Genomic DNA, 18,917 nt, shown 5'->3' with positions numbered 1-18,917 from the left:
AAATTCAATGAAAGGCGATATAGGTGTTATTGGTCTTGCGGTGATGGGACAAAACCTAATTCTTAACATGAACGACCATGGCTTCACAGTCGTTGCACACAACCGGACCACATCCAAAGTCGATGAATTCTTAGCCGGCCCCGCCAAAGACACCAATATTATCGGTGCTTATTCTTTGGAAGAGTTGGTTGAAAAATTAGAGAAACCACGCAAAGTCATGCTGATGGTCCGCGCCGGTTCAGTCGTTGATGCGTTTATCGATCAGTTAGCACCACTACTCGACGAGGGTGATATTATCATCGACGGTGGTAATACCAACTATCCGGATACCAACCGTCGCGTTGCTGCTCTGAAAGAAAAAGGCATTCACTTCATCGGAACAGGTGTATCCGGTGGTGAAGAAGGTGCACGCTTCGGACCATCGATTATGCCGGGCGGTTCACCACAAGCATGGCCGGCAGTCAAACCCATCTTTCAGGCCATTTCAGCCAAAACCGATACGGGCGAGCCTTGCTGTGACTGGGTCGGTAACGACGGTGCCGGTCATTTCGTTAAGATGGTACACAACGGCATTGAATATGGTGACATGCAGCTAATCACTGAAGCTTACCAATTCATGAAAGATGGCCTTGGTCTGAGCCATGAAGAGATGCAACAAACCTTCAGCGACTGGAATAAAACCGAGCTGAATAGTTACCTCATCGAAATCACCGCCGATATTCTTGGTTATAAAGATGAAGACGGTAGCCCATTGGTTGAAAAGATTCTCGATACGGCAGGTCAGAAAGGCACCGGTAAATGGACTGGTATCAATGCTTTGGATCTTGGCATCCCACTGACTTTAATCAGTGAATCTGTATTTGCACGTTGCCTGTCAGCACTCAAAGAGCAACGCGTTGCGGCTGAAGCACAATTTGGCAAGGCTATCGAGAAAGTAAGCGGTGATAAGCAAGAATGGCTGGATGCACTGCGTCAGGCACTGCTGGCTTCAAAAATCATCTCTTACGCACAAGGCTTTATGCTGATGCGTGAAGCATCCGATGAGAATGGCTGGGAACTGAACTACGGTAACGTGGCACTGATGTGGCGCGGTGGCTGTATCATCCGTTCAGCGTTCCTTGGTAATATCCGCGATGCGTATGATGCCAACTCTGAACTTGCTTTCTTAGGGTCAGATCCTTACTTTAAAGGCATTCTGGATCAGTGTCTTGCTGCATGGCGTAAAGTTGCCGCCAAATCTCTGGAAGCCGGTATCCCAATGCCTTGTACCACATCGGCTCTGACATTCCTTGACGGCTATACAACAGCTCGTCTCCCTGCAAACCTGCTTCAGGCCCAGCGCGATTACTTTGGTGCGCATACCTATGAGCGTGTTGACCGTCCGCGTGGTGAGTTCTTCCACACCAACTGGACAGGCACAGGCGGCGATACAGCGTCAACAACCTACGATGTTTAAGGCTCACAAATTAACAAACAAATCGTTCGATTATTAACAGATTTGTGATTATAATTTGACCTTTCTTTCGATGCTGCTTAATATTAAGCAGCATCTTTTTTACCCATCGTAACCATAGATCATAACCATAGAGAGTGGAAAAATGTTTAGCAAACATTATGTCTTTGTACCTGCGGAACTCGAAATCGAAACGTTTCGCTCACCAGAAAAAGCAGAAACCACAGCAACAGAAAGAGAAGAACTGGTGCGTCAGGCTCAGGAACTTGGTATGCAAGAATCCGCCATGACTGACTATAAAAAATGCGCCTGAGTACATATTCCTCCACATGTATCAGACACATTCTCACTGACCTAACACGTTACGGATGCTCGTGTTAGGCGTTATTCAGTTCAGTGAATCTATTCAATGAATTAGTTCGAGAGTTCGAGCGATTTCCCCTTGCGTATCACCACACAAGATGTCTGCTTCTGTTTGCCATAGCCAATAATTTGCGTCAGAACCGCTTTCCCGACCGGAATATAAGCAGCGGCAACCACATCAGACTGATCATCAACATGTGGATCATGAATAAAGAAAAAGTGTTCACTCATGCCACTGAGCAAAATCCAGTGCGGTTCTTTGTTACCCGTAAATCGATAAGTGCTGATCAGCAATAACACACTCACACCCTGTTCCAGCCAGTGCTCAAACTGAGCCTGCGTGGGCGGCATATCCGTCACCGTGACATTCTCATACATTGCCAGCTGCTGACAAAAATCCTGATGGACTAATTCAATCACTGACTTTTTATTCGGATCCCGCACCCCATCAATAAATGGCACCGTTGAAGAACGGCTCCACAACTCAACATCAAATCCGCGCCGTGCCGCGGCCAGCGCCAGACCGTGTCCGCTACAGCCGCCATGTCCCGACGTCATGTAGATCGTGGTGGCTTCCCGCCATAGTTGCAGCTCATGGGTACGGGTCAGCTCGGTTTGCGGTTCAAAGCGTGCAAAACTCATCAACAGACACGCAGCCCCGCAGGTAAACGGGGTGGTTTGGACATAAAGTGGCACGGGTACTTCCAAACGAGGTTCATGCGGATCGAGGCGTTTTTGCATCCGAATCCCGTCACATTGATCATCGTAATAGTGCATCAATATTCTGAGCCGTTTATAGCCCATTTTTTCATATAATTTTAACGCTGCCCTATTGTCATCCCTAACTTCTAGCCGTAATGTACAAGCACCTTGATCAAGAGCGGCACGCTCACATTGCTCCATCAGTTGTTGGGCAATACCTCGTCCTCTGAAGTCAGGGTTTACGGCAATCGAATACAACCTTGATAGCTGTGTACCTTGGTGAAACAGAAGTAAAGCATAGCCAGCCAGTTGAGTGCCGGATTCGGCAACAAAAATGGCCGCATGTGCCGATTTCAGAAACCGCCGCATCTGACGTGGTGAGATTTTGTCTTCGGTGAAAAGCTGTTGCTCTAGTGCATTTAGCGCAGAAAGATCAGTGTGGTTCGCATGACGAATGTCCATACGATGCCTCAAAAGGTTAGAAGATTGCGATGCAATATTATGTCGATACGTCAATCTCCACAAGAGACTTATCTCCACAAAGACTGCGTATCATGCAACCGGAATTATAAGACATGGCAAATCTTTTCATTGTGACCGATCATACCGATGACTGGCACCAATATTTCCCTTCCGATCAAGTCATCAGCGTTCAAAACTACCTGAACACTAACTGGAAACCGACTCATAAGTCGATTCAAATCGTCAATTTATGCCGCAGTTACGACTACATGAGTAGTGGTTACTATTGCTCACTGATGGCAGAAGCAAGAGGACATCGCGTGATTCCCCGAGTCATGGCGATTAATGATATTCATCAGCCGTTTCTGCACTCTTCGAATCTACTCAAGCTGAATAAACTCTACCCGTCTGAACATGAACTGCAGTGCAAAATTTACTTTGGCCGCACCCCGCAAAAAGGATTGGAGAAGCTGGCACGTCATCTATTTGAACAATTCATGATTCCGGTCATTCATCTTGAGCTGTCAAGACATAACCAACAGTGGCATATCAAATCAATTCGGCCATTCCCGTTTCAGGATCTAACCGACCCTGAACAGGACTTTTTTATTGAATCGCTGGAAAAGTTTTCCCAGAAAGTCTGGAAAAACCCGAAGCAGAATAAAGCATCCCGCTATGATCTTGCGATGTTGGTCGATCCGGATGAAAAAATGCCCCCGTCAGATAAAGCAGCCCTCAAGCGCTTCCAGAAAGCAGCGCAACGCTTAGGTATGAATATGGAAACCATTACGGCTGAGCATCTCTCCCGTTTGGGCGAGTTTGACGGACTCTTTATCCGTGCCACCACCAATATCAGTAACGAAACCTACCGCTTTGCGAAAATGGCCGAGAAAATGGGGCTGGTGGTGATGGATGATTCCGAATCCATTATGAAATGTACCAATAAAGTCTTTCTGACCGAGTTACTGCAACGTAATCATATTCCCGCCCCTAAAAGCGTGATTGTGCAAAGCTTTGACCCAGACTGGCAGGATAAACTACTCTCTGAGCTGTCATTCCCGATGGTGCTCAAAATTCCTGATGGTGCCTTTTCGCGCGGGGTGATTAAAGTGACTGATATTGACTCACTCAATCAAGAAGCAGCGTTATTGTTTGAGAAAAGTGCACTGATTCTGGCTCAGGCATTTATGCCGACAGACTTTGACTGGCGGATCGGCATTCTCAACCGACAGGCAATCTTCTCGTGTAAATACATGATGAGCCGCGGCCACTGGCAGATTTACCATCACCATAACAATGGCAGGACCACCTCCGGTAGTTTTGAAACACTGGATCTCAAGCAAGTGCCCAAAAATGTCATCGACACCGCATTAAAAGCCGCCAACTTAATCGGCAATGGTTTATATGGCGTTGATTTGAAAGAGATTAACGGTCAGGTCTATGTCATTGAAGTCAATGATAATCCGAGTATCGATCATCATGTGGAAGATGCTTTCTTAGGGGATCTGCTCTATGACCGGATTATGACTGAGTTCCTGCGCCGGATTCAAATGCGCGGCTTCTGAGCCCAAGTATTGCCATACCATTGTTTTTAGCCCCCTGACCTCGCCACCGTGCCCCGCGGTGGCTGCTTCCATCCGCTGACACAAATTTTGTTGCATATGAAAATGTGATTCATCTCGATTTATTGATGCTATTTATGCGACTCATATCTCAAGTTCATTGAAATGTATTTTTAGTTTCATATTAAAAAGCAAAACTAAACCGTGAAATAGTTAGTAATTTTAGTAGTGAGTCATCAATTTTGATGAGTTGATTATTCACGAACTAAATCTCACATAATCATGGAAAACAACGTCAAGTGGATCAGAAATGAAAGTCAAAACCTCACTATCATGCCTTTCGATCGCAATCGGAAGCATTCTTTCTCTATCGGCTCACGCTGATATTCTCCTTTCACAGTATGTGGAAGGATCCGGATTAAACAAAGCTATCGAAATTGCCAACACCGGAGATGAATCCCTCTCTCTGGACGGCTATACGCTGGCGAAGTCAACCAACGGTAATGGTGAATGGGGAACTAAACTCCCTCTCGACGGGCGGACAATTCCGGCCCATGGCGTACTCGTCATTGCCAATAGTCAGGCCAACAGTGACATTCTGGCGGTCAGTCAAGAGACCAATACAACGGTCCTGAATTTTAACGGCAATGATCCGATTGCCCTACTGCGCAACGGTTCAGTGCACGATATGATCGGCACCATGGGGGGCAGCTATTTTGCCAAAGACACCACATTGGTACGTCAATCCAATGCGTTAACCCCTTCGTCATCCTATGTTGAATCGCAATGGACTTCTGCCGCAAAAGACAATATCGACGGGCTCGGGGCCATAGACAGCCCGGCCTCAACCTTTACCTGTGAGGGTGAATCCTTTATATCGATTCAAGAAATTCAGGGAGAAGGCGCCCGCTCACCGCTGCTTAGTGGCTCAGATAACACCACCGATCAGGAATATACCGTGAAAGGCGTCGTCAGTGCCGTTACCACTGGGCTCACCAAAGGGTTCTATCTGCAAGCACTGCAAGATGACTACAATAGCAATACCTCTGAAGGGCTGTTTATTTACACCGGTCAGTCAGCATCAGCGCTCAAACCCGGTGATGTGGTTTGTGCCAAAGGGAAAGTCAAAGAATATTATGATCTGACTGAACTCTCAGCGGACAACCGTCAATGGATCAAACTGGGAGAACAGCAACCACCACAAGCGACCGATATTACCCTGACCGAGGGCGATGATAATTTTGCCCAGACGCTGGAACGCTATGAAGGCATGTTAGTCAATCTTCCAGCCAAACTCGACATGCGTGTGACTCGCACATTCAGTTACGACTATGATGCCAGACGCAACAATATGGTACTCGCTCAGGGACGGTTGAATGTTCAGCCTAACCAAAACTTTGCAGCCGGCTCAGAGCAAGCCAAACAGCAAAGCAGAGAGAATGCACAGCACCGTCTGTTTGTTGAATCGGATCAGGTTGCTGATAATGGGCAAATCCCTTACTACCCTCAATTTGGTCGCAGCGATATTGATCAGGACGGATCTACCGAAGACTATATCCGTGTCAATGACACCCTCAGCGGTGCTCAAGGTGTGATCACTTACAGTTACGGTGAATATCGCCTGATCATGGCCAATACCCTGACGCAAGGTAACTTCGTTCACAATTCTCCGCGCCGGTCAGCTCCACAACTAAAAGAAGGCGGTGATTTACGGATTGCGACTTTCAATGTGCTGAATTATTTCAACTCTCCGTTTGGTGGCGATGCAAACACCCATGGTAGCAACCGCGGGGCAAAAACTGCCGCTGAATTTGAAATCCAGCAAGAGAAGATCGTCCACGCTATCTTGCAGCTCGATGCGGATATCGTCGGTCTGATGGAAATCGAAAATAATGGCTTCGGCGATGGTGGCGCGATTCATCAGTTGGTCGAGCAGCTCAATCAACAGATCAGCAAACCGGAAAATCGCTATCAATATGTGGCCATCGATACCAATCAGGACGGCATCATCGATTCACAGGATTCCATCGGCACCGATGCGATTACCACCGGTCTCATCTATCGTAACCAGCGTGTCACACTGACCACCCCACGGATTATCCACATGCCTTCGCAACAAGCACCGGCTGTGTATGATAAAGACGGCAATCTGATCGAAGATGGTAAGAACTACCAGCGTGATTCTCTCGCACCGACCTTTACAGTTCGTAGCAATCAAGGTGGCGAGCAAGCACTGACCATCGCCGTGAACCACTTTAAATCCAAAGGCTCAACCTGTTGGGAAGATGCCGCATCGGTTGAGAATGGCGGACAAGGCCGGCAAGATCCGGATTTCCAAGGCTCATGTGAGAACTTCCGCGTTGCCGCAGCCGTAGCTCTTGGCGAAGCACTGAAAAAGATCCCGGGTCATCAGGTGATTCTCGGAGACCTCAACGCGTACGGTAAGGAAGATCCATTACTGGTTCTGACCGATTACACCCCGGCGAAATATGGCAAAACCATTCATGCCGCCAGAAATACCTTCATCAACGGCAAACCGCAGTTTGGCGATCAAGGTGCTGACATCACGCAGGGTTATGGTTACATCAGTGCGGTAAGTATGATTCATCCTGACAACTGGAGTTACTCATACAATGATGAAGTGGGTTCTTTAGACCACATTCTGATTAGCCCGAGTCTGAAAATGCATGTCATTGATGCCACCGACTGGCATATCAATGCGGCTGAGTCTTCTCTGTTTGACTACAGTAACAAATATAAGGGCGACCTGCCTAAATACCGCGACCAATACCGCGCATCAGACCATGATCCTGCGGTGCTGGAGCTGAAAATGGGCGGCTCAGTCAACGGCGTGCTTTTGGTATCTTTATTCGGGCTACTGGCAATCCGACGCTACGCCTAATCAACTCCTTCTTCAATCAGGGGATACAATCAGGGGACACTCGTCCCCTGTCATTGCAGTTAAGCTGGCATTCGCTTGAGATGATGACCCACACAATCATTCGGTTTAATATTCCCTACTTTGAGTCTCTTTTTTATCACGACATCAAAACACTATCTATGTTCGGTTAACAGCATACTGAAATATATACCGTTATTTCATCTATTCCTTTTATGACCTTTAGCCACACTAACACTCATAGCTATTATATGGATTTGTATATTAAATATTTATATCTAGTGTAATAAATTTAATTTAACGCATACATAATAATCATCATGAAATACTATTCTGAGATGATATCCACGTAATTAACGTTCTTAAAGGTACAGGAATATATTTTCTGCTCGGGTAATAAATGCAAAAATTATCGACAGGATATTTATAATTAGGTAATAATCTGATTAAACTACCTTCTGAAATATTATTCAACACTAAATTTTCGTAAACAAAAGCAATCCCTAAGCTCGATTCAGCCGCCTGGATCATTGATGTATCCGAGTCAAGTACCAGATCCCCATCAATGGATACTTCAACTAGTTTTCCATGCAAATCAATAAACTCCCACCGATATATTTGTCCACTAGGAAAACAACGATTAATACATCTAAAATTAACCAGATCCATTGGTGATGAAGGAACGCCAAACTCATCAATAAACGCCGGACTTGCTACAGGTATTAAAGCTGGTTTTTCGCCTATTGGAATTGCAATCATATCTTTAGGAACATCTGATCTATAGCGTATTCCCGCATCAAATCCAGAGTCGATTATATTTATCATTCTGTCAGTTGTAAACAGTTCTAAGACAATATCGGGAAACTCATGTTTGAACTTTAAAAAATATTTTTGAAAGAAAAGGTCCAGAACTATTCTTGGTAAATTAATTCTTACAATACCTTCAGGTTTCTTTTTATGATGATTCAGGTTATCAATAATACGTCTATAATCATTTAAAATAGGTATGACATTATTTAGAAATTCTTCACCAACCTCGGTTAGAGAAAGACTTCTAGTTGATCGATTCAAAAGCCTGACACCTAACTTATCTTCAAGATTATTTATGGCGCTAGTTAATGACGGAGGAGAAAGATTCAATTCTTTTGCGGCCTTACGAAAACTTCCGTGTCTAACGATAAGAATAAATATTTCTATATGCTGTAAATCTGGAATATTTTTCATTATTAATAATTTTCTAACAGTGTATTAGCTATATATTAATTGTTTTGAGTTTAAAATAAAAGTATATCTATAAAAACATTAAGAAGGTGAGGATAAATAAGTGAAGACACGTTTTCTCGGAAAAGAAAAATTCGAAGTTTCAGCACTGGGACTTGGTTGTATGGGAATGAGTTTTGCGTACGGAGGTGCAGAAGAATCTCAAGCTATTAATACAATTCATACCGCTGTTGATATGGGAGTTACCTTTATTGATACGGCTGAAGTTTACGGCCCTTTTGAGAATGAAGAATTAGTTGGAAAAGCCATAAAAGGTATTCGAGATAAAGTTCAGATTGCAACTAAATTTGGCTTTCGAATCCTTCCTACAGGTCAGGGGCTCGAACGAATGGCAGGGGTTGATAGCCGGCCACAACACATTCGCGAAGCTGTTGAGGGCTCACTCAAAAGGCTGAACATCGATACGATTGATATTCTCTATCAACATCGCGTCGATCCTAATGTTCCTATTGAAGATGTAGTCGGTACGATGGCCGATCTTATCAAGGAAGGAAAAGTTCGCCATATTGGTTTGTCAGAAGTATCCGGTGATACTTTACGTAGAGCATCCAAGGTTCATTCTATCACTGCTGTTCAGACAGAATATTCACTGTGGACGCGTGAACCGGAAGAAGGAATTCTCAAAGCTTGTCGTGAACTAGGAGTGGGATTTGTTCCATATAGCCCTTTAGGACGTGGATTTTTGACAGGAAAGATCACCGATCAATCCGGTTTTGCGGATGATGATTTTCGTCGAAATCTTCCTCGTTTCCAAAAAGAAGCAATGTTAAAAAACCAGAAACTACTCGAACAATTGCAAGATATTGCATCCAAATATAGTTGTACACTCGCCCAACTAGCACTTGGTTGGGTATTAAGTAAAGGAAATAATATTGTACCTATTCCTGGCGCGAGGAAAATAGAACATTTAATAGATAATACTGGTGCTGTAGCATTAAACATTTCCGACAATGATATAAATGATATCGATAATATTTTCACGCCAAATAACGTTCATGGATTAAGGTACAATGAAGGTGACTTTGAGTTAATCGATAAATAAAAACCCTGTCGTTGTAGTAATAATAAATTTCTTCCAGTAAATATCCCGTCGTTCTGGCGGGAGATAAGGCTTTTATGAACAACATCGCTGTATCTCGTACGTCGGGTATGCCCACTGCCGTATATGCTTTATCTGTCGGTTCTTTTGGTATAGGAACGACAGAGTTTGTAATTATGGGCTTATTACTTAACATATCTCGTGATTTTGATATATCCATAACTTTAGCTGCATATTCTATTACAGCGTATGCATTTGGTGTTGTACTTGGCGCACCGTTACTCACTCCATTACTTAGTAAATATAATAAAAAGCCAGTACTTATTTTTCTCATGATTGTATTTACCATTGGCAACCTATGGTGTGGTCTCTCCGGAAGTATTACGAGTTTAATTATAGCCAGAATAATAACCGCATTTTCTCATGCTTCATTTTTCGGAATCAGCTCTGTTTATGCTTCTGAATTAGCACCACCGGACAGACGAGCATCGGCTGTCTCTGCTGTTTTCCTTGGTGCTACTTTAGCAAATATTATGGGGGTTCCTCTTGGTGCATGGGTGGGTCAACTCGTTGGCTGGCGTTATACTTTTTTCATGGTAACAGTCATCGGTGTTTTATCTGCTCTCGCGATAATAATCGCGGTGCATCATAAGAAAAATGAAAATAAAAACATTGTCAAAATAAAAGATGATTTAAAAGTAATAATCAACCCAACTGTTCTTAGAAGTTTACTAATTACGGCATTCGGATTTTCAGGTGTTTTTTCTGCCTTTACTTATATTTCGCCAATACTTAAAAACGTTACAGGTATGAATGAAAATCTTATACCGCCTGTTTTGGTTCTATTTGGCATTGGTATGGTGGCAGGTAATCATATTGGTGGGAAATTAACGGATAAAGGGACTCGTAGAGCTCTTATCATAACTCTATTATTTCTAATCATCGTTTTGAGCTTATTCCCAGTTGCAGTCTTAACTGAATCGACAGCCTGTATTGCTATTTTCTTACTGGGGATGGCTATGTTCTCAACAATTCCGCCATTACAAGTACAGGCACTGGATAGCAGCGAAATATCAAAGAGCATGGTTTCGTCCTGCAACATAGCAGCATTCAACCTTGGTAATGCTGTAGGTGCCTGGTTCGGCGGGCTGCTAATCACATACGGAGTTTCTCTTTCTCATATTCCGTTCGCTGGTGCGTTATTAACGTTCATTGGATTAGTGATTGCTTGTATAAAACTGTAAATTTTAAAAAAGCTAAGAGAGTAAATATGAAATATCGTTACCTAGGCTCAACAGGACTATCCGTATCGGAATTATGTTTTGGAGCCATGACTTTTGGAGAAAAAGGGAATTTTCTTGGTGCACCAGAACGCAACTGGTCTGAATTTGGCGTAGTGCCTGAAAATACTGCCTATGACCTCGTATATAAAGCGTTAGATGCAGGTATCAGCCCGCAGGAAAGTCGGATACAACTACAAGCTTGGTGATGTTGAGCATCGATTATTGGCTAAAGTCCTAGAAAGCTATGCAAGCTCTCCTGATGGCGTATCTGTGTGGAGTACATTCAACGATCTTAAAGGTGTAGAGCAAGGAATACTTAGCCTCGCAGCAATTAAGCTGGAGCGAGTCGGCTTTCTAGATAAGAACATCGCAATAGATCACGAGTACAATAACAGTGAGTATTACGCCTTTTCCATAACGGCCGATGGAATCGATTACTTGTTGGAAAATGAAGAACTTCTACATAAAGCCAATGAAAGGGGGAGTACACCAGTCCCCGAGTCTTTTGATGATGATATTCCGTTCTAAAATTAGCGCTAACAAGGCCAAGTACAATCGTGCAATGCAAAAAAAAAAGCGCATTACACTGGACAGCCTACGCTTCGGCTGCCTGTGTTGGCGGAGTTATGAGTAAAGAGAGACCATGAGCAAAGAAGTGCAAATTACACTCACTGAGGATGACGCGTGGGTTCTGTTGGAATTTATGCTGTGTCTTTGAAAAGGCTCTACATCAAGATTCTGATCTTAAATATATGGACTTTATTGCTGCATGCAGAGATAGGCTTCGTGATGAAGAGTAATAAGCAACACATAACAAACAAAGGCAGCCTCGCCCTGCGGGCTGGACGCGCTAACGCGCGACGCTGCTTTGGGCGTTCCGGTCACAAAAAGCGTGGTCTACACCGGACTTGCTAACGCTCACCGTTTAGCGGAGCGTTATGCATCACAAGGAAATTTATGTCAAAAGTAACATTGAAAGGCTTTATTTTAGTTCCTGAGTCGGAGCTTGAATTAGTAAAAAATGAGCTGGTAAACCATAAACGTCTTACCCTCGAAGAGGCGGGTTGCATCACGTTTAGCGTCATCCAAAATTCGGAAAACCCTCTGCGTTTCGACGTTTACGAAGAGTTTACGGATAAAGCGTCTTTTGAACAACATCAGAAAAGAGTCAAAGCATCTCATTGGGGTAAAGTGACCGTCAACGTAGAACGTCACTATGAGATCTTTGAGTAAACGCATAACAAACACTATAGCTTTGAATTGAATCGCATTTTTCTCAGTAATACGCATAAATCAGGGTGTGATGGTATTCTTTGCCTACACCTTCTTTTATGCTAAAGCCATTCATCACTGACCAAATGTTGCTTTATGAAAACCTCCCTCGATCATCTGCCTGAATTCAAACAGCAAGAGCTTGCCACGATCTCGACCATTCTGCGCGATACGCTGGAAAACTATCTTGAAGGCAAAACCGGGAGTAAAAGTGAGTTTCGTATCCTGAAAATCATCCTGTTCGGCAGCCACGCCAAAGGCAATTGGGTCAGCGACCCGATCAATGGTTACATCAGCGATTACGATATTCTAGTGATGGTCAACAAAGCTGCCTTGGTGGAAGATTATGTCGTCTGGCAGCGTGCCGAAGAGCAAATTGATCGCAAAGTAAAATCCGCACCGCTTGGTTTGATTGTTCACGATTTACAGGAAGTGAATGAACGATTGCAGCAGGGGCACTACTTTTTTCGGGATATCCGTGAAGAAGGGATTGAACTGTTTGCCGCGACACCGAAACCACTGATGGAGCCGGGTGATTTAACCGAGGCCGAGAAACGGGAAATTGCCCGTAAACATTATGCACAGTGGTTTAAAAGCGCGAATGCCTTTATCTCCGGTTATCATCACTATTTAAATCAAAAAGAGTTATCTATCGCTGCTTTTGAATTACATCAATCGACGGAACGTTTTTTGGCCTGTGTATTACTCACATGCACCAACTATTTACCCAAATCCCACAATATCGAGAAGCTGAGTAAACTGTGTGCGCAAATCGAGCCAGAGTTTAAGACGATTTTCCCGCTCGACAATAAATTCCACCGTCGCAGCTTCCGTCGCCTGCAACGCGCCTATATCGAAGCCCGTTATTCAGAACATTATGAAATCACCGCAGAAGAGCTGGCTTATCTCGAAGGGAGAGTGCAACAATTAAGAACACTGGCAGAACGGGTTTGTTTAGCGCGGATTAACGGGGCTTGAGGACACGAAACCACCATTGTTTAACTTTCGTAATTCCCAGCCTTAGGTCCCCAAAACTTGACGCACTATTGTATTTTTCGATTTCAGGGGGAATTGATGCCTGTGCGCCAGTTACTATTTTGAACACTAGCGCCGTTTCATCGCCTTACGGTAAACATCACTACGCTCGCGCTTGCCGACGGCTAAGACGGTGACAATAATGATATCGTCTTCGACTTTGTAGACTAAGCGGTAACCCGATTGGCGCAATTTTATTTTGTACATATTGTCAGCGCCAGAAAGTTTTGAGGCTGGCACATGCGGGTTCTCTAATCGCTCAATCAGCTTTTTCTTAAATTGCTGTTGCAGCGTTGAACCAAGCTTTTCCCACTCTTTGAGTGCACTCTTTTTGAATTCAAGTTTATAGGTCATCAATATGAACCGAAATGCTCTCTTCAGATTCACGCTCTTTCGCAATAGCAAGTAGCTCAAGATCTTCGAGTTTATCCATCATCATTTCGTACGCTTCAGCGGGTACGCAATAAAATACAGGCTCATTTCGGTTTAGTACAGCGACCGGTTCACCGTAAGCACTTGTTGCAACTTTCATCGGGTTGGCTTTTAACTCAGTAATACTGGCAGCAACATCAGCCAAAATTTTAGAGGTCATAAACAGGTCTCTTAAATGGTCTTTATATTGGTCATTCTAGTCTCAAGCAAGCGGTATAACAAGAGGTCATCGCATCTATCATTCATTCTCACTCATCTTATGATGAACATGAAAAGTTGCTCAATAATCCCCCAATTGCTGAACGTGATTCATCAATCAGAAATCAGTTCGTGCACTGTCAAACATAAGAATTAGCTCACACCTTCACCGATTTGCATTTGATCCTGAATGGTGAGTTTGTATGTTATTAGCTGAATCGATTCAGTAGAACAACAAATCAAACTCACTATCAAGGAATCAAACGTCATGAAGATCAAACCACTCGTCGCTGCCCTACTCATCGCTGCTCCCGGTCTTGTTAATGCTGCGGAGTTTGTCTTAACCGATGCCACCACGAACATTGATGTCGGTGCCTGGAAAGTCACCAATAAAGACTTAGGCATTCAACAACCCTTCTCCATCGAAAAACGCCAGTTACATGGCGGTAAACAGATGGGAGTCGAGACCTTAGTGATTAACAACGGAGAACTGGAAATCACCTTAGTGCCAACCCGTGGCATGGGAATATTCAACGTCAAGAAAGATGGCAAACGCATTCTCGGCTGGGACTCACCGGTCAAAGAGATCGTCAATCCTGCATTTATTGATCTGGAAAGCCGCAACGGTCTGGGCTGGTTAGATGGATTCAATGAGATGATGGTGCGCTGTGGTTACGAATGGACCGGTCACCCGGGCGTCGATGATAACGGCCAGTTACTTAGCTTGCATGGCCGCATCCAAAATACCCCGGCTTCAACGGTCAAAGTTACCATTGACGAACAGCCGCCTTATACTATCACGGTCGAAGGGGAAGTCTCTGAAAGAACGTTCAAAAAAGCAGAGCTCGTGACGCTTACTTCATTCTCGGTCACTCCCGGCAGCAATCAGTTTGCCGTTCATGACACTCTGACCAATAAAGCCGATTATCAAGATGAATATCAGATCATCTACCACTCTAACTTCGGTCGTCCGATCCTCGAAAAAGGTGCCAAAATTACCGCGGCTGCCAGTGAGATTTCACCTTTTAACGATTACGCGAAGAAAGGCCTGAAAGACTGGCAAACCTACCTTGGCCCAACCAAAGGCTATGATGAAATGGTTTATAATTTGAAACCAATCGGAGATAAACAGGGTAACACACTGGCCGTGCTGCATAATCAGGCCGGAAATCTGGGAGTCTCAGTTGGTTATAACATCAAACAGTTGCCAGTCCTGACCATCTGGAAGAATACCGATACATTGCAACAAGGCTATGTCACCGGAATCGAACCGGGCACTAGCTATGCTTATAACACCAAGTATCAACGTCCACTCGGGTTAGTTCCTAAAATTGAGGCCGGTGCATCCAAGCATTTTGATGTGACATACACGGTATTACGCAACACCGGAGAAGTAAAACAGGCTTTAGCTACCGTGGCAGACATTCAGGGCAAACACCCCGTTAAACAGGTGAAAAAACCACTGGTTGATTTAAATAAAGTCCATTGATGATGTTCTCATGCCATATTGGCAGTTTCTGCTTACACGCAATAGCCAGAGTGGGATAAACATACAGGGACATGCCACAAAAAAGGCCCAATCGGGTCTTTTTTGTTTATCAGACAACAACGATATCAATGGTGTCATATATCGCTGTGCAACACCGACACGGTTCCCTTGCTCTGCACTCCTTATTGGTGATGATGCTTTTCCCTGACCATTTCAGAAACATAGTCGATCACCCGATTACTGGCATGTTCGGCTTTATCAACCACGGTAACCAAACGGTTCAATACGTCATCATTCGCCAGCCAATCTTCACGCACCAATTTCAGCGCTTCTTGCATATTTTGATGCACAGCTTGATGATGCTCTTCTAAACGGCGGTAGGCAGTTGTCTGACTGAAGGCCTCATAACCTTCACCTTCGTAATACCATTTACCCATCCGGCAATTGAAATGATCAACCTGAACGGCTCTCGCTTCGGCACCTTCTCCGTTTGACTCCAGAGCAATATAACCATTTTGTTTATAAATGACATGATCCAATTTAATCAACGATGCAAAAGAGCAGTCTTTGGCCTGATTCATTAACGAGATGGTTTGCTGTGATGCATTGGCAACTTTGTCAAAGTTGCTATGAAAATTGATCACTTCATCCCCGACACTTTTCATCTGTTGTCCGACGGCCAGTGTCTGAGATACCATTTCTTCAATCGGGCCGATCAGTGAATTAATAATCTCACTAATATCCGCGGTTGAGCTTCTGGTGCGATCAGCCAGCGATCTCACCTCATCGGCAACCACGGCAAAGCCGCGTCCGACGTCCCCCGCACGAGCCGCTTCAATGGCAGCATTCAAAGCCAGCAAATTGGTCTGTTCGGCAATACCGGTAATCACCTTGATCGTATCGGCAATCCGGATACTCTCCTTGCCCAACGTCTGTGCGGTTTGTTCCATGCTCACCATCCGGACATTCACATCATCAAGCGCATGGCGGATTTCTCCCACGACTTCACGACTTTGTGCCGCGCCATCCCGGCTTTCTGTCGCAATGGTCAGCACATCATCCATCTGATTCGACAACGTCACCAACTCTTCCTGATTATTCTTTAAGTTGACGATCAAGTTGGTTGTATTGAGATGATGCAATTCACTTTTCAAGCGATTTTTCCGGGAGAAAATATATGCTTGATGCATGGATTCGATTGCCTCATTAATACTCTGCATCGTTTCGAAAAACTCACCGGGCAGTCCGTCCACCAATCCACGACGGTAGAACACGCCTTTACTTGTGCGCTGAAAAATGTTTGACAATTCTTTAAAATTTGTCTCAACAATATCCAGAAAATCATTCAATGCCCATGCCACATGGCCGACTTCTCCCAGCCCTTTGGTATCGGTGATACGAACATGAACATTGCCTCTTCTGGCCTCATTCAAAGCATCACAGATCCGTTTCAGCACCATTAATGGTTGCAGTTGATCCCAATAGGCATAAGCCGAAAAAGCAATGGTAAATAATGGTAAGAGGACATTGAAATAGTTGAAGCCGTGATCATAAATATTGGCAATCGATAACCCAATAATGACGATGGTGAACACTGAACAGATAATCAAAAACTTCTGGCGCTGAAATAAAATATTGCTACTGACCTGACTCGTACTACGCATCATTCACTCCTTTTAATCTGAACGATGTTTCTGGTAAAGGTCGATAATGTATTCTTCATATGCCATCTGATGTTGCTGACGGACTAAATCAACCATCCACTTCCACGAGACTTCCGGAGCTTGTTTTCTTTCGGTTGTCAGCTCCAATTCGCGCATTTTCTGATAAATTCTCTCGATCGTTTGTACCGCACCTTTGGGGGCAACCCGACGCACTGAGTAAAATCCAATGACATCACCGCCAATTCGATCGGGCGTTATATTGGCAAAAACCCAATAGTAATTCTTATCTGAGGTATAGTTTTTCACAAAACCAAAAAACTCTTCTCCCGATTTTAAGGCGTGCCATAGACCATAGAAGACACCTCGCGGCATGGAAGGATGACGGATCAGATTATGATCCTGACCAAGCAGATCAGCTTCTGCATAGTTTGCCACACGCATAAATGTCCGGTTTGCATAGGTGATTTTCCCTTGCAAATCTGTTTTGGTAATAATCAGTTCACTCTGGTCAAATGACACTTGCTGTTCTGCTGTAGCCATACCTCTCCTTAGATAATGAACGATCCCTTAAGAAACTATATGCTATGGCTAAAATATGGCAAAGTTTATACCTTGATACATATCAACTTTCTATAATTCATTCTCTTTACTCCGCAGTCGGAAAATCACAGAATCTATTGCATCCCTATTCGATTACGATAAACTGCTCGCGGACATCTACACTGCTAGACGTGCATTTAAATTTTTCTTGGACATCAATCAATACAGAGGTATCTCATGTCAGAACATCAAGTCACCATCCTCGACGGCGGAATGAGCCGAGAACTGGAACGTCTCGGAGCGCCCTTTCGCCAACCCGAATGGTCTGCCCTTGCTTTGATTGAAACACCGGAAATTGTCCGACAGGCACATGAAGTCTTTATTCGCAGTGGCTCAGAGGTGATTACCACCAACAGCTACGCCTTAGTTCCTTTCCATATCGGTGACACCCGTTTTAAACATGAAGCGCTGACGCTGGCACAAAAAGCGGGACAAATGGCTCGTCAGGCTGTTGAAGACACTCAGACTCACGCTCGAGTTGCCGGCTCACTGCCACCGTTATTCGGCTCTTATCGTCCGGATTTATATCAAGCGGATCGGGTGGATGAAATTGCTGCACCGTTGATTCAAGGGCTCGATGATTTTGTTGATTTCTGGCTGATCGAAACACAAAGCCTGATCGCTGAAGCAACTGCGATCAAAGCATCGATTGACCGCTTTAGCAGCCAGTCAAAACCGGTTTGGGTCTCATTTACGCTGGAAGATTCAGAGCCAGTCGAGCAGCCAACTCTCCGTTCCGGCGAAACTGTAGTACAAGCTGTACAAGCAATGGCAGAGCAGCATGTTCAGGCGATTCTGTTCAACTGTTGTCAACCGGAAACCATTGGTGATGCCATCGATGTGGCCCGTAATACCCTCGCAGAGCTCGGCAAGAGTGACATTCAGCTTGGTGCCTATGCCAATGCATTTGCCCCGCAGAAAAAAGATGCAGCAGCCAATGAAGAGATTGATGAAATCAGAGCGGATATGACGCCACCGGCTTATGTCGCATGGGCAGAAAAATGGTGCCGTCAGGGTGCCTCACTGATTGGTGGCTGCTGTGGCATCGGGGCGGCGCATATTACTGAACTCAGTCAACATCTGAAGTCTTAAACAAGTAATAACGGACAAATCCGGCCATAACTAACAACGAAAAAGTCGGATTGAAAATCCATTCCCTTTATAACGGATTCAGCGTTCAGCG

The 18,917-nt window shown here is 44.5% G+C and carries 18 protein-coding genes; 12 read left to right on the top strand and 6 right to left on the bottom strand.

Going from position 1 to position 18,917, the window contains the following annotated elements:
• Nucleotides 1-7 precede the first annotated feature (7 nt).
• The gene (gene gnd, locus VRK_RS16165; protein WP_059122810.1) at nucleotides 8-1,456 is read left to right on the top strand and encodes a decarboxylating NADP(+)-dependent phosphogluconate dehydrogenase; all 1,449 of its coding nucleotides are present in this window, start codon (nucleotides 8-10) and stop codon (nucleotides 1,454-1,456) included.
• Between the two features lie 142 nt (nucleotides 1,457-1,598).
• Nucleotides 1,599-1,766, top strand: a complete 168-nt coding sequence (locus VRK_RS21080; RefSeq protein WP_157371937.1) for a hypothetical protein — start codon at nucleotides 1,599-1,601, stop codon at nucleotides 1,764-1,766.
• Nucleotides 1,767-1,867: 101 nt separating this feature from the next.
• On the opposite strand, the gene rimI is transcribed toward VRK_RS21080, so the two are convergent.
• Complete coding sequence (gene rimI, locus VRK_RS16160) at nucleotides 1,868-2,980, bottom strand: ribosomal protein S18-alanine N-acetyltransferase (RefSeq protein WP_059122321.1); 1,113 nt, start codon at nucleotides 2,978-2,980, stop codon at nucleotides 1,868-1,870.
• A 113-nt stretch (nucleotides 2,981-3,093) separates the two neighbouring features.
• Here rimI and VRK_RS16155 point away from each other — a divergent pair, with 113 nt between their 5' ends.
• On the top strand, nucleotides 3,094-4,545 hold the full coding sequence (locus tag VRK_RS16155; RefSeq protein WP_059122320.1) for a RimK family protein: 1,452 nt from the start codon (nucleotides 3,094-3,096) through the stop codon (nucleotides 4,543-4,545).
• Between the two features lie 307 nt (nucleotides 4,546-4,852).
• Complete coding sequence (locus VRK_RS16150) at nucleotides 4,853-7,444, top strand: ExeM/NucH family extracellular endonuclease (RefSeq protein WP_059122319.1); 2,592 nt, start codon at nucleotides 4,853-4,855, stop codon at nucleotides 7,442-7,444.
• Nucleotides 7,445-7,759: 315 nt separating this feature from the next.
• On the opposite strand, the gene VRK_RS16145 is transcribed toward VRK_RS16150, so the two are convergent.
• A complete protein-coding gene (locus VRK_RS16145; protein ID WP_059122318.1) occupies nucleotides 7,760-8,665 on the bottom strand; it encodes a LysR family transcriptional regulator in 906 nt (301 codons plus the stop codon).
• A 100-nt stretch (nucleotides 8,666-8,765) separates the two neighbouring features.
• Here VRK_RS16145 and VRK_RS16140 point away from each other — a divergent pair, with 100 nt between their 5' ends.
• The 6 genes from VRK_RS16140 to VRK_RS16120 all read left to right on the top strand — a co-directional run bounded on the left by VRK_RS16140 (nucleotide 8,766) and on the right by VRK_RS16120 (nucleotide 13,294).
• On the top strand, nucleotides 8,766-9,764 hold the full coding sequence (locus VRK_RS16140) for an aldo/keto reductase (protein WP_059122317.1): 999 nt from the start codon (nucleotides 8,766-8,768) through the stop codon (nucleotides 9,762-9,764).
• Between the two features lie 74 nt (nucleotides 9,765-9,838).
• Nucleotides 9,839-11,005 (top strand): MFS transporter, encoded by a 1,167-nt coding sequence (locus VRK_RS16135; RefSeq protein ID WP_059122316.1) that lies wholly within the window; start codon nucleotides 9,839-9,841, stop codon nucleotides 11,003-11,005.
• Nucleotides 11,006-11,031: 26 nt separating this feature from the next.
• Nucleotides 11,032-11,250 (top strand): hypothetical protein, encoded by a 219-nt coding sequence (locus tag VRK_RS20725; RefSeq protein ID WP_197413130.1) that lies wholly within the window; start codon nucleotides 11,032-11,034, stop codon nucleotides 11,248-11,250.
• A complete protein-coding gene (locus VRK_RS21075) occupies nucleotides 11,201-11,572 on the top strand; it encodes a hypothetical protein (RefSeq protein WP_059122315.1) in 372 nt (123 codons plus the stop codon). Before VRK_RS20725 ends, VRK_RS21075 begins: the two co-directional genes overlap by 50 nt.
• A 429-nt stretch (nucleotides 11,573-12,001) precedes the next feature.
• Nucleotides 12,002-12,277 carry a putative quinol monooxygenase gene (locus VRK_RS16125; RefSeq protein WP_059122314.1) on the top strand — a complete coding sequence of 92 codons (276 nt, stop codon included), beginning with the start codon at nucleotides 12,002-12,004 and terminating at the stop codon, nucleotides 12,275-12,277.
• Between the two features lie 135 nt (nucleotides 12,278-12,412).
• Nucleotides 12,413-13,294, top strand: a complete 882-nt coding sequence (locus tag VRK_RS16120) for a HEPN domain-containing protein (RefSeq protein WP_059122313.1) — start codon at nucleotides 12,413-12,415, stop codon at nucleotides 13,292-13,294.
• Nucleotides 13,295-13,420: 126 nt separating this feature from the next.
• Here VRK_RS16120 and VRK_RS16115 read toward each other — a convergent pair whose 3' ends face one another.
• On the bottom strand, nucleotides 13,421-13,705 hold the full coding sequence (locus VRK_RS16115) for a type II toxin-antitoxin system RelE family toxin (protein WP_059122312.1): 285 nt from the start codon (nucleotides 13,703-13,705) through the stop codon (nucleotides 13,421-13,423).
• Entirely contained in the window at nucleotides 13,695-13,943 is a 249-nt protein-coding gene (locus VRK_RS16110) for a type II toxin-antitoxin system Phd/YefM family antitoxin (protein ID WP_038184259.1), read from the bottom strand. Before VRK_RS16110 ends, VRK_RS16115 begins: the two co-directional genes overlap by 11 nt.
• 306 nt (nucleotides 13,944-14,249) lie before the next feature.
• Here VRK_RS16110 and VRK_RS16105 point away from each other — a divergent pair, with 306 nt between their 5' ends.
• Nucleotides 14,250-15,470 carry an aldose 1-epimerase family protein gene (locus VRK_RS16105; RefSeq protein WP_059122311.1) on the top strand — a complete coding sequence of 407 codons (1,221 nt, stop codon included), beginning with the start codon at nucleotides 14,250-14,252 and terminating at the stop codon, nucleotides 15,468-15,470.
• Between the two features lie 182 nt (nucleotides 15,471-15,652).
• Here the strand turns inward: VRK_RS16105 and VRK_RS16100 are convergent, their stop codons facing one another.
• Together VRK_RS16100 and VRK_RS16095 are read right to left on the bottom strand one after the other, a co-directional pair.
• Nucleotides 15,653-17,137, bottom strand: coding sequence for a methyl-accepting chemotaxis protein (locus VRK_RS16100; RefSeq protein ID WP_059122310.1), 1,485 nt, complete (start codon nucleotides 17,135-17,137; stop codon nucleotides 15,653-15,655).
• A gap of 9 nt (nucleotides 17,138-17,146) precedes the next feature.
• Entirely contained in the window at nucleotides 17,147-17,674 is a 528-nt protein-coding gene (locus VRK_RS16095) for a PAS domain-containing protein (RefSeq protein ID WP_059122309.1), read from the bottom strand.
• Nucleotides 17,675-17,911: 237 nt separating this feature from the next.
• Between VRK_RS16095 and VRK_RS16090 the strand changes: the two genes are divergently transcribed.
• Nucleotides 17,912-18,826, top strand: a complete 915-nt coding sequence (locus VRK_RS16090; protein WP_197413129.1) for a homocysteine S-methyltransferase family protein — start codon at nucleotides 17,912-17,914, stop codon at nucleotides 18,824-18,826.
• The last annotated feature ends 91 nt before the right edge of the window (nucleotides 18,827-18,917 follow it).

This window comes from Vibrio sp. MEBiC08052, assembly GCF_001506075.1.
Lineage (GTDB): Bacteria > Pseudomonadota > Gammaproteobacteria > Enterobacterales > Vibrionaceae > Vibrio.
This window is presented reverse-complemented; position numbering and strand designations above follow the sequence as displayed.

Bases quoted from the DNA above. Each gene is read 5' to 3' on its own strand.
- VRK_RS16110 (WP_038184259.1), bottom strand. From the start codon at position 13,943: ATGACCTCTAAAATTTTGGCTGATGTTGCTGCCAGTATTACTGAGTTA.
- VRK_RS16115 (WP_059122312.1), bottom strand. From the start codon at position 13,705: ATGACCTATAAACTTGAATTCAAAAAGAGTGCACTCAAAGAGTGGGAA.
- VRK_RS16105 (WP_059122311.1), top strand. From the start codon at position 14,250: ATGAAGATCAAACCACTCGTCGCTGCCCTACTCATCGCTGCTCCCGGT.
- VRK_RS21080 (WP_157371937.1), top strand. From the start codon at position 1,599: ATGTTTAGCAAACATTATGTCTTTGTACCTGCGGAACTCGAAATCGAA.
- VRK_RS20725 (WP_197413130.1), top strand. From the start codon at position 11,032: ATGAAATATCGTTACCTAGGCTCAACAGGACTATCCGTATCGGAATTA.
- VRK_RS16090 (WP_197413129.1), top strand. From the start codon at position 17,912: ATGTCAGAACATCAAGTCACCATCCTCGACGGCGGAATGAGCCGAGAA.
- gnd (WP_059122810.1), top strand. From the start codon at position 8: ATGAAAGGCGATATAGGTGTTATTGGTCTTGCGGTGATGGGACAAAAC.
- VRK_RS16125 (WP_059122314.1), top strand. From the start codon at position 12,002: ATGTCAAAAGTAACATTGAAAGGCTTTATTTTAGTTCCTGAGTCGGAG.
- VRK_RS16145 (WP_059122318.1), bottom strand. From the start codon at position 8,665: ATGAAAAATATTCCAGATTTACAGCATATAGAAATATTTATTCTTATC.
- VRK_RS16150 (WP_059122319.1), top strand. From the start codon at position 4,853: ATGAAAGTCAAAACCTCACTATCATGCCTTTCGATCGCAATCGGAAGC.
- VRK_RS16155 (WP_059122320.1), top strand. From the start codon at position 3,094: ATGGCAAATCTTTTCATTGTGACCGATCATACCGATGACTGGCACCAA.
- VRK_RS16095 (WP_059122309.1), bottom strand. From the start codon at position 17,674: ATGGCTACAGCAGAACAGCAAGTGTCATTTGACCAGAGTGAACTGATT.
- VRK_RS21075 (WP_059122315.1), top strand. From the start codon at position 11,201: ATGCAGGTATCAGCCCGCAGGAAAGTCGGATACAACTACAAGCTTGGT.
- rimI (WP_059122321.1), bottom strand. From the start codon at position 2,980: ATGGACATTCGTCATGCGAACCACACTGATCTTTCTGCGCTAAATGCA.
- VRK_RS16120 (WP_059122313.1), top strand. From the start codon at position 12,413: ATGAAAACCTCCCTCGATCATCTGCCTGAATTCAAACAGCAAGAGCTT.
- VRK_RS16135 (WP_059122316.1), top strand. From the start codon at position 9,839: ATGAACAACATCGCTGTATCTCGTACGTCGGGTATGCCCACTGCCGTA.
- VRK_RS16100 (WP_059122310.1), bottom strand. From the start codon at position 17,137: ATGATGCGTAGTACGAGTCAGGTCAGTAGCAATATTTTATTTCAGCGC.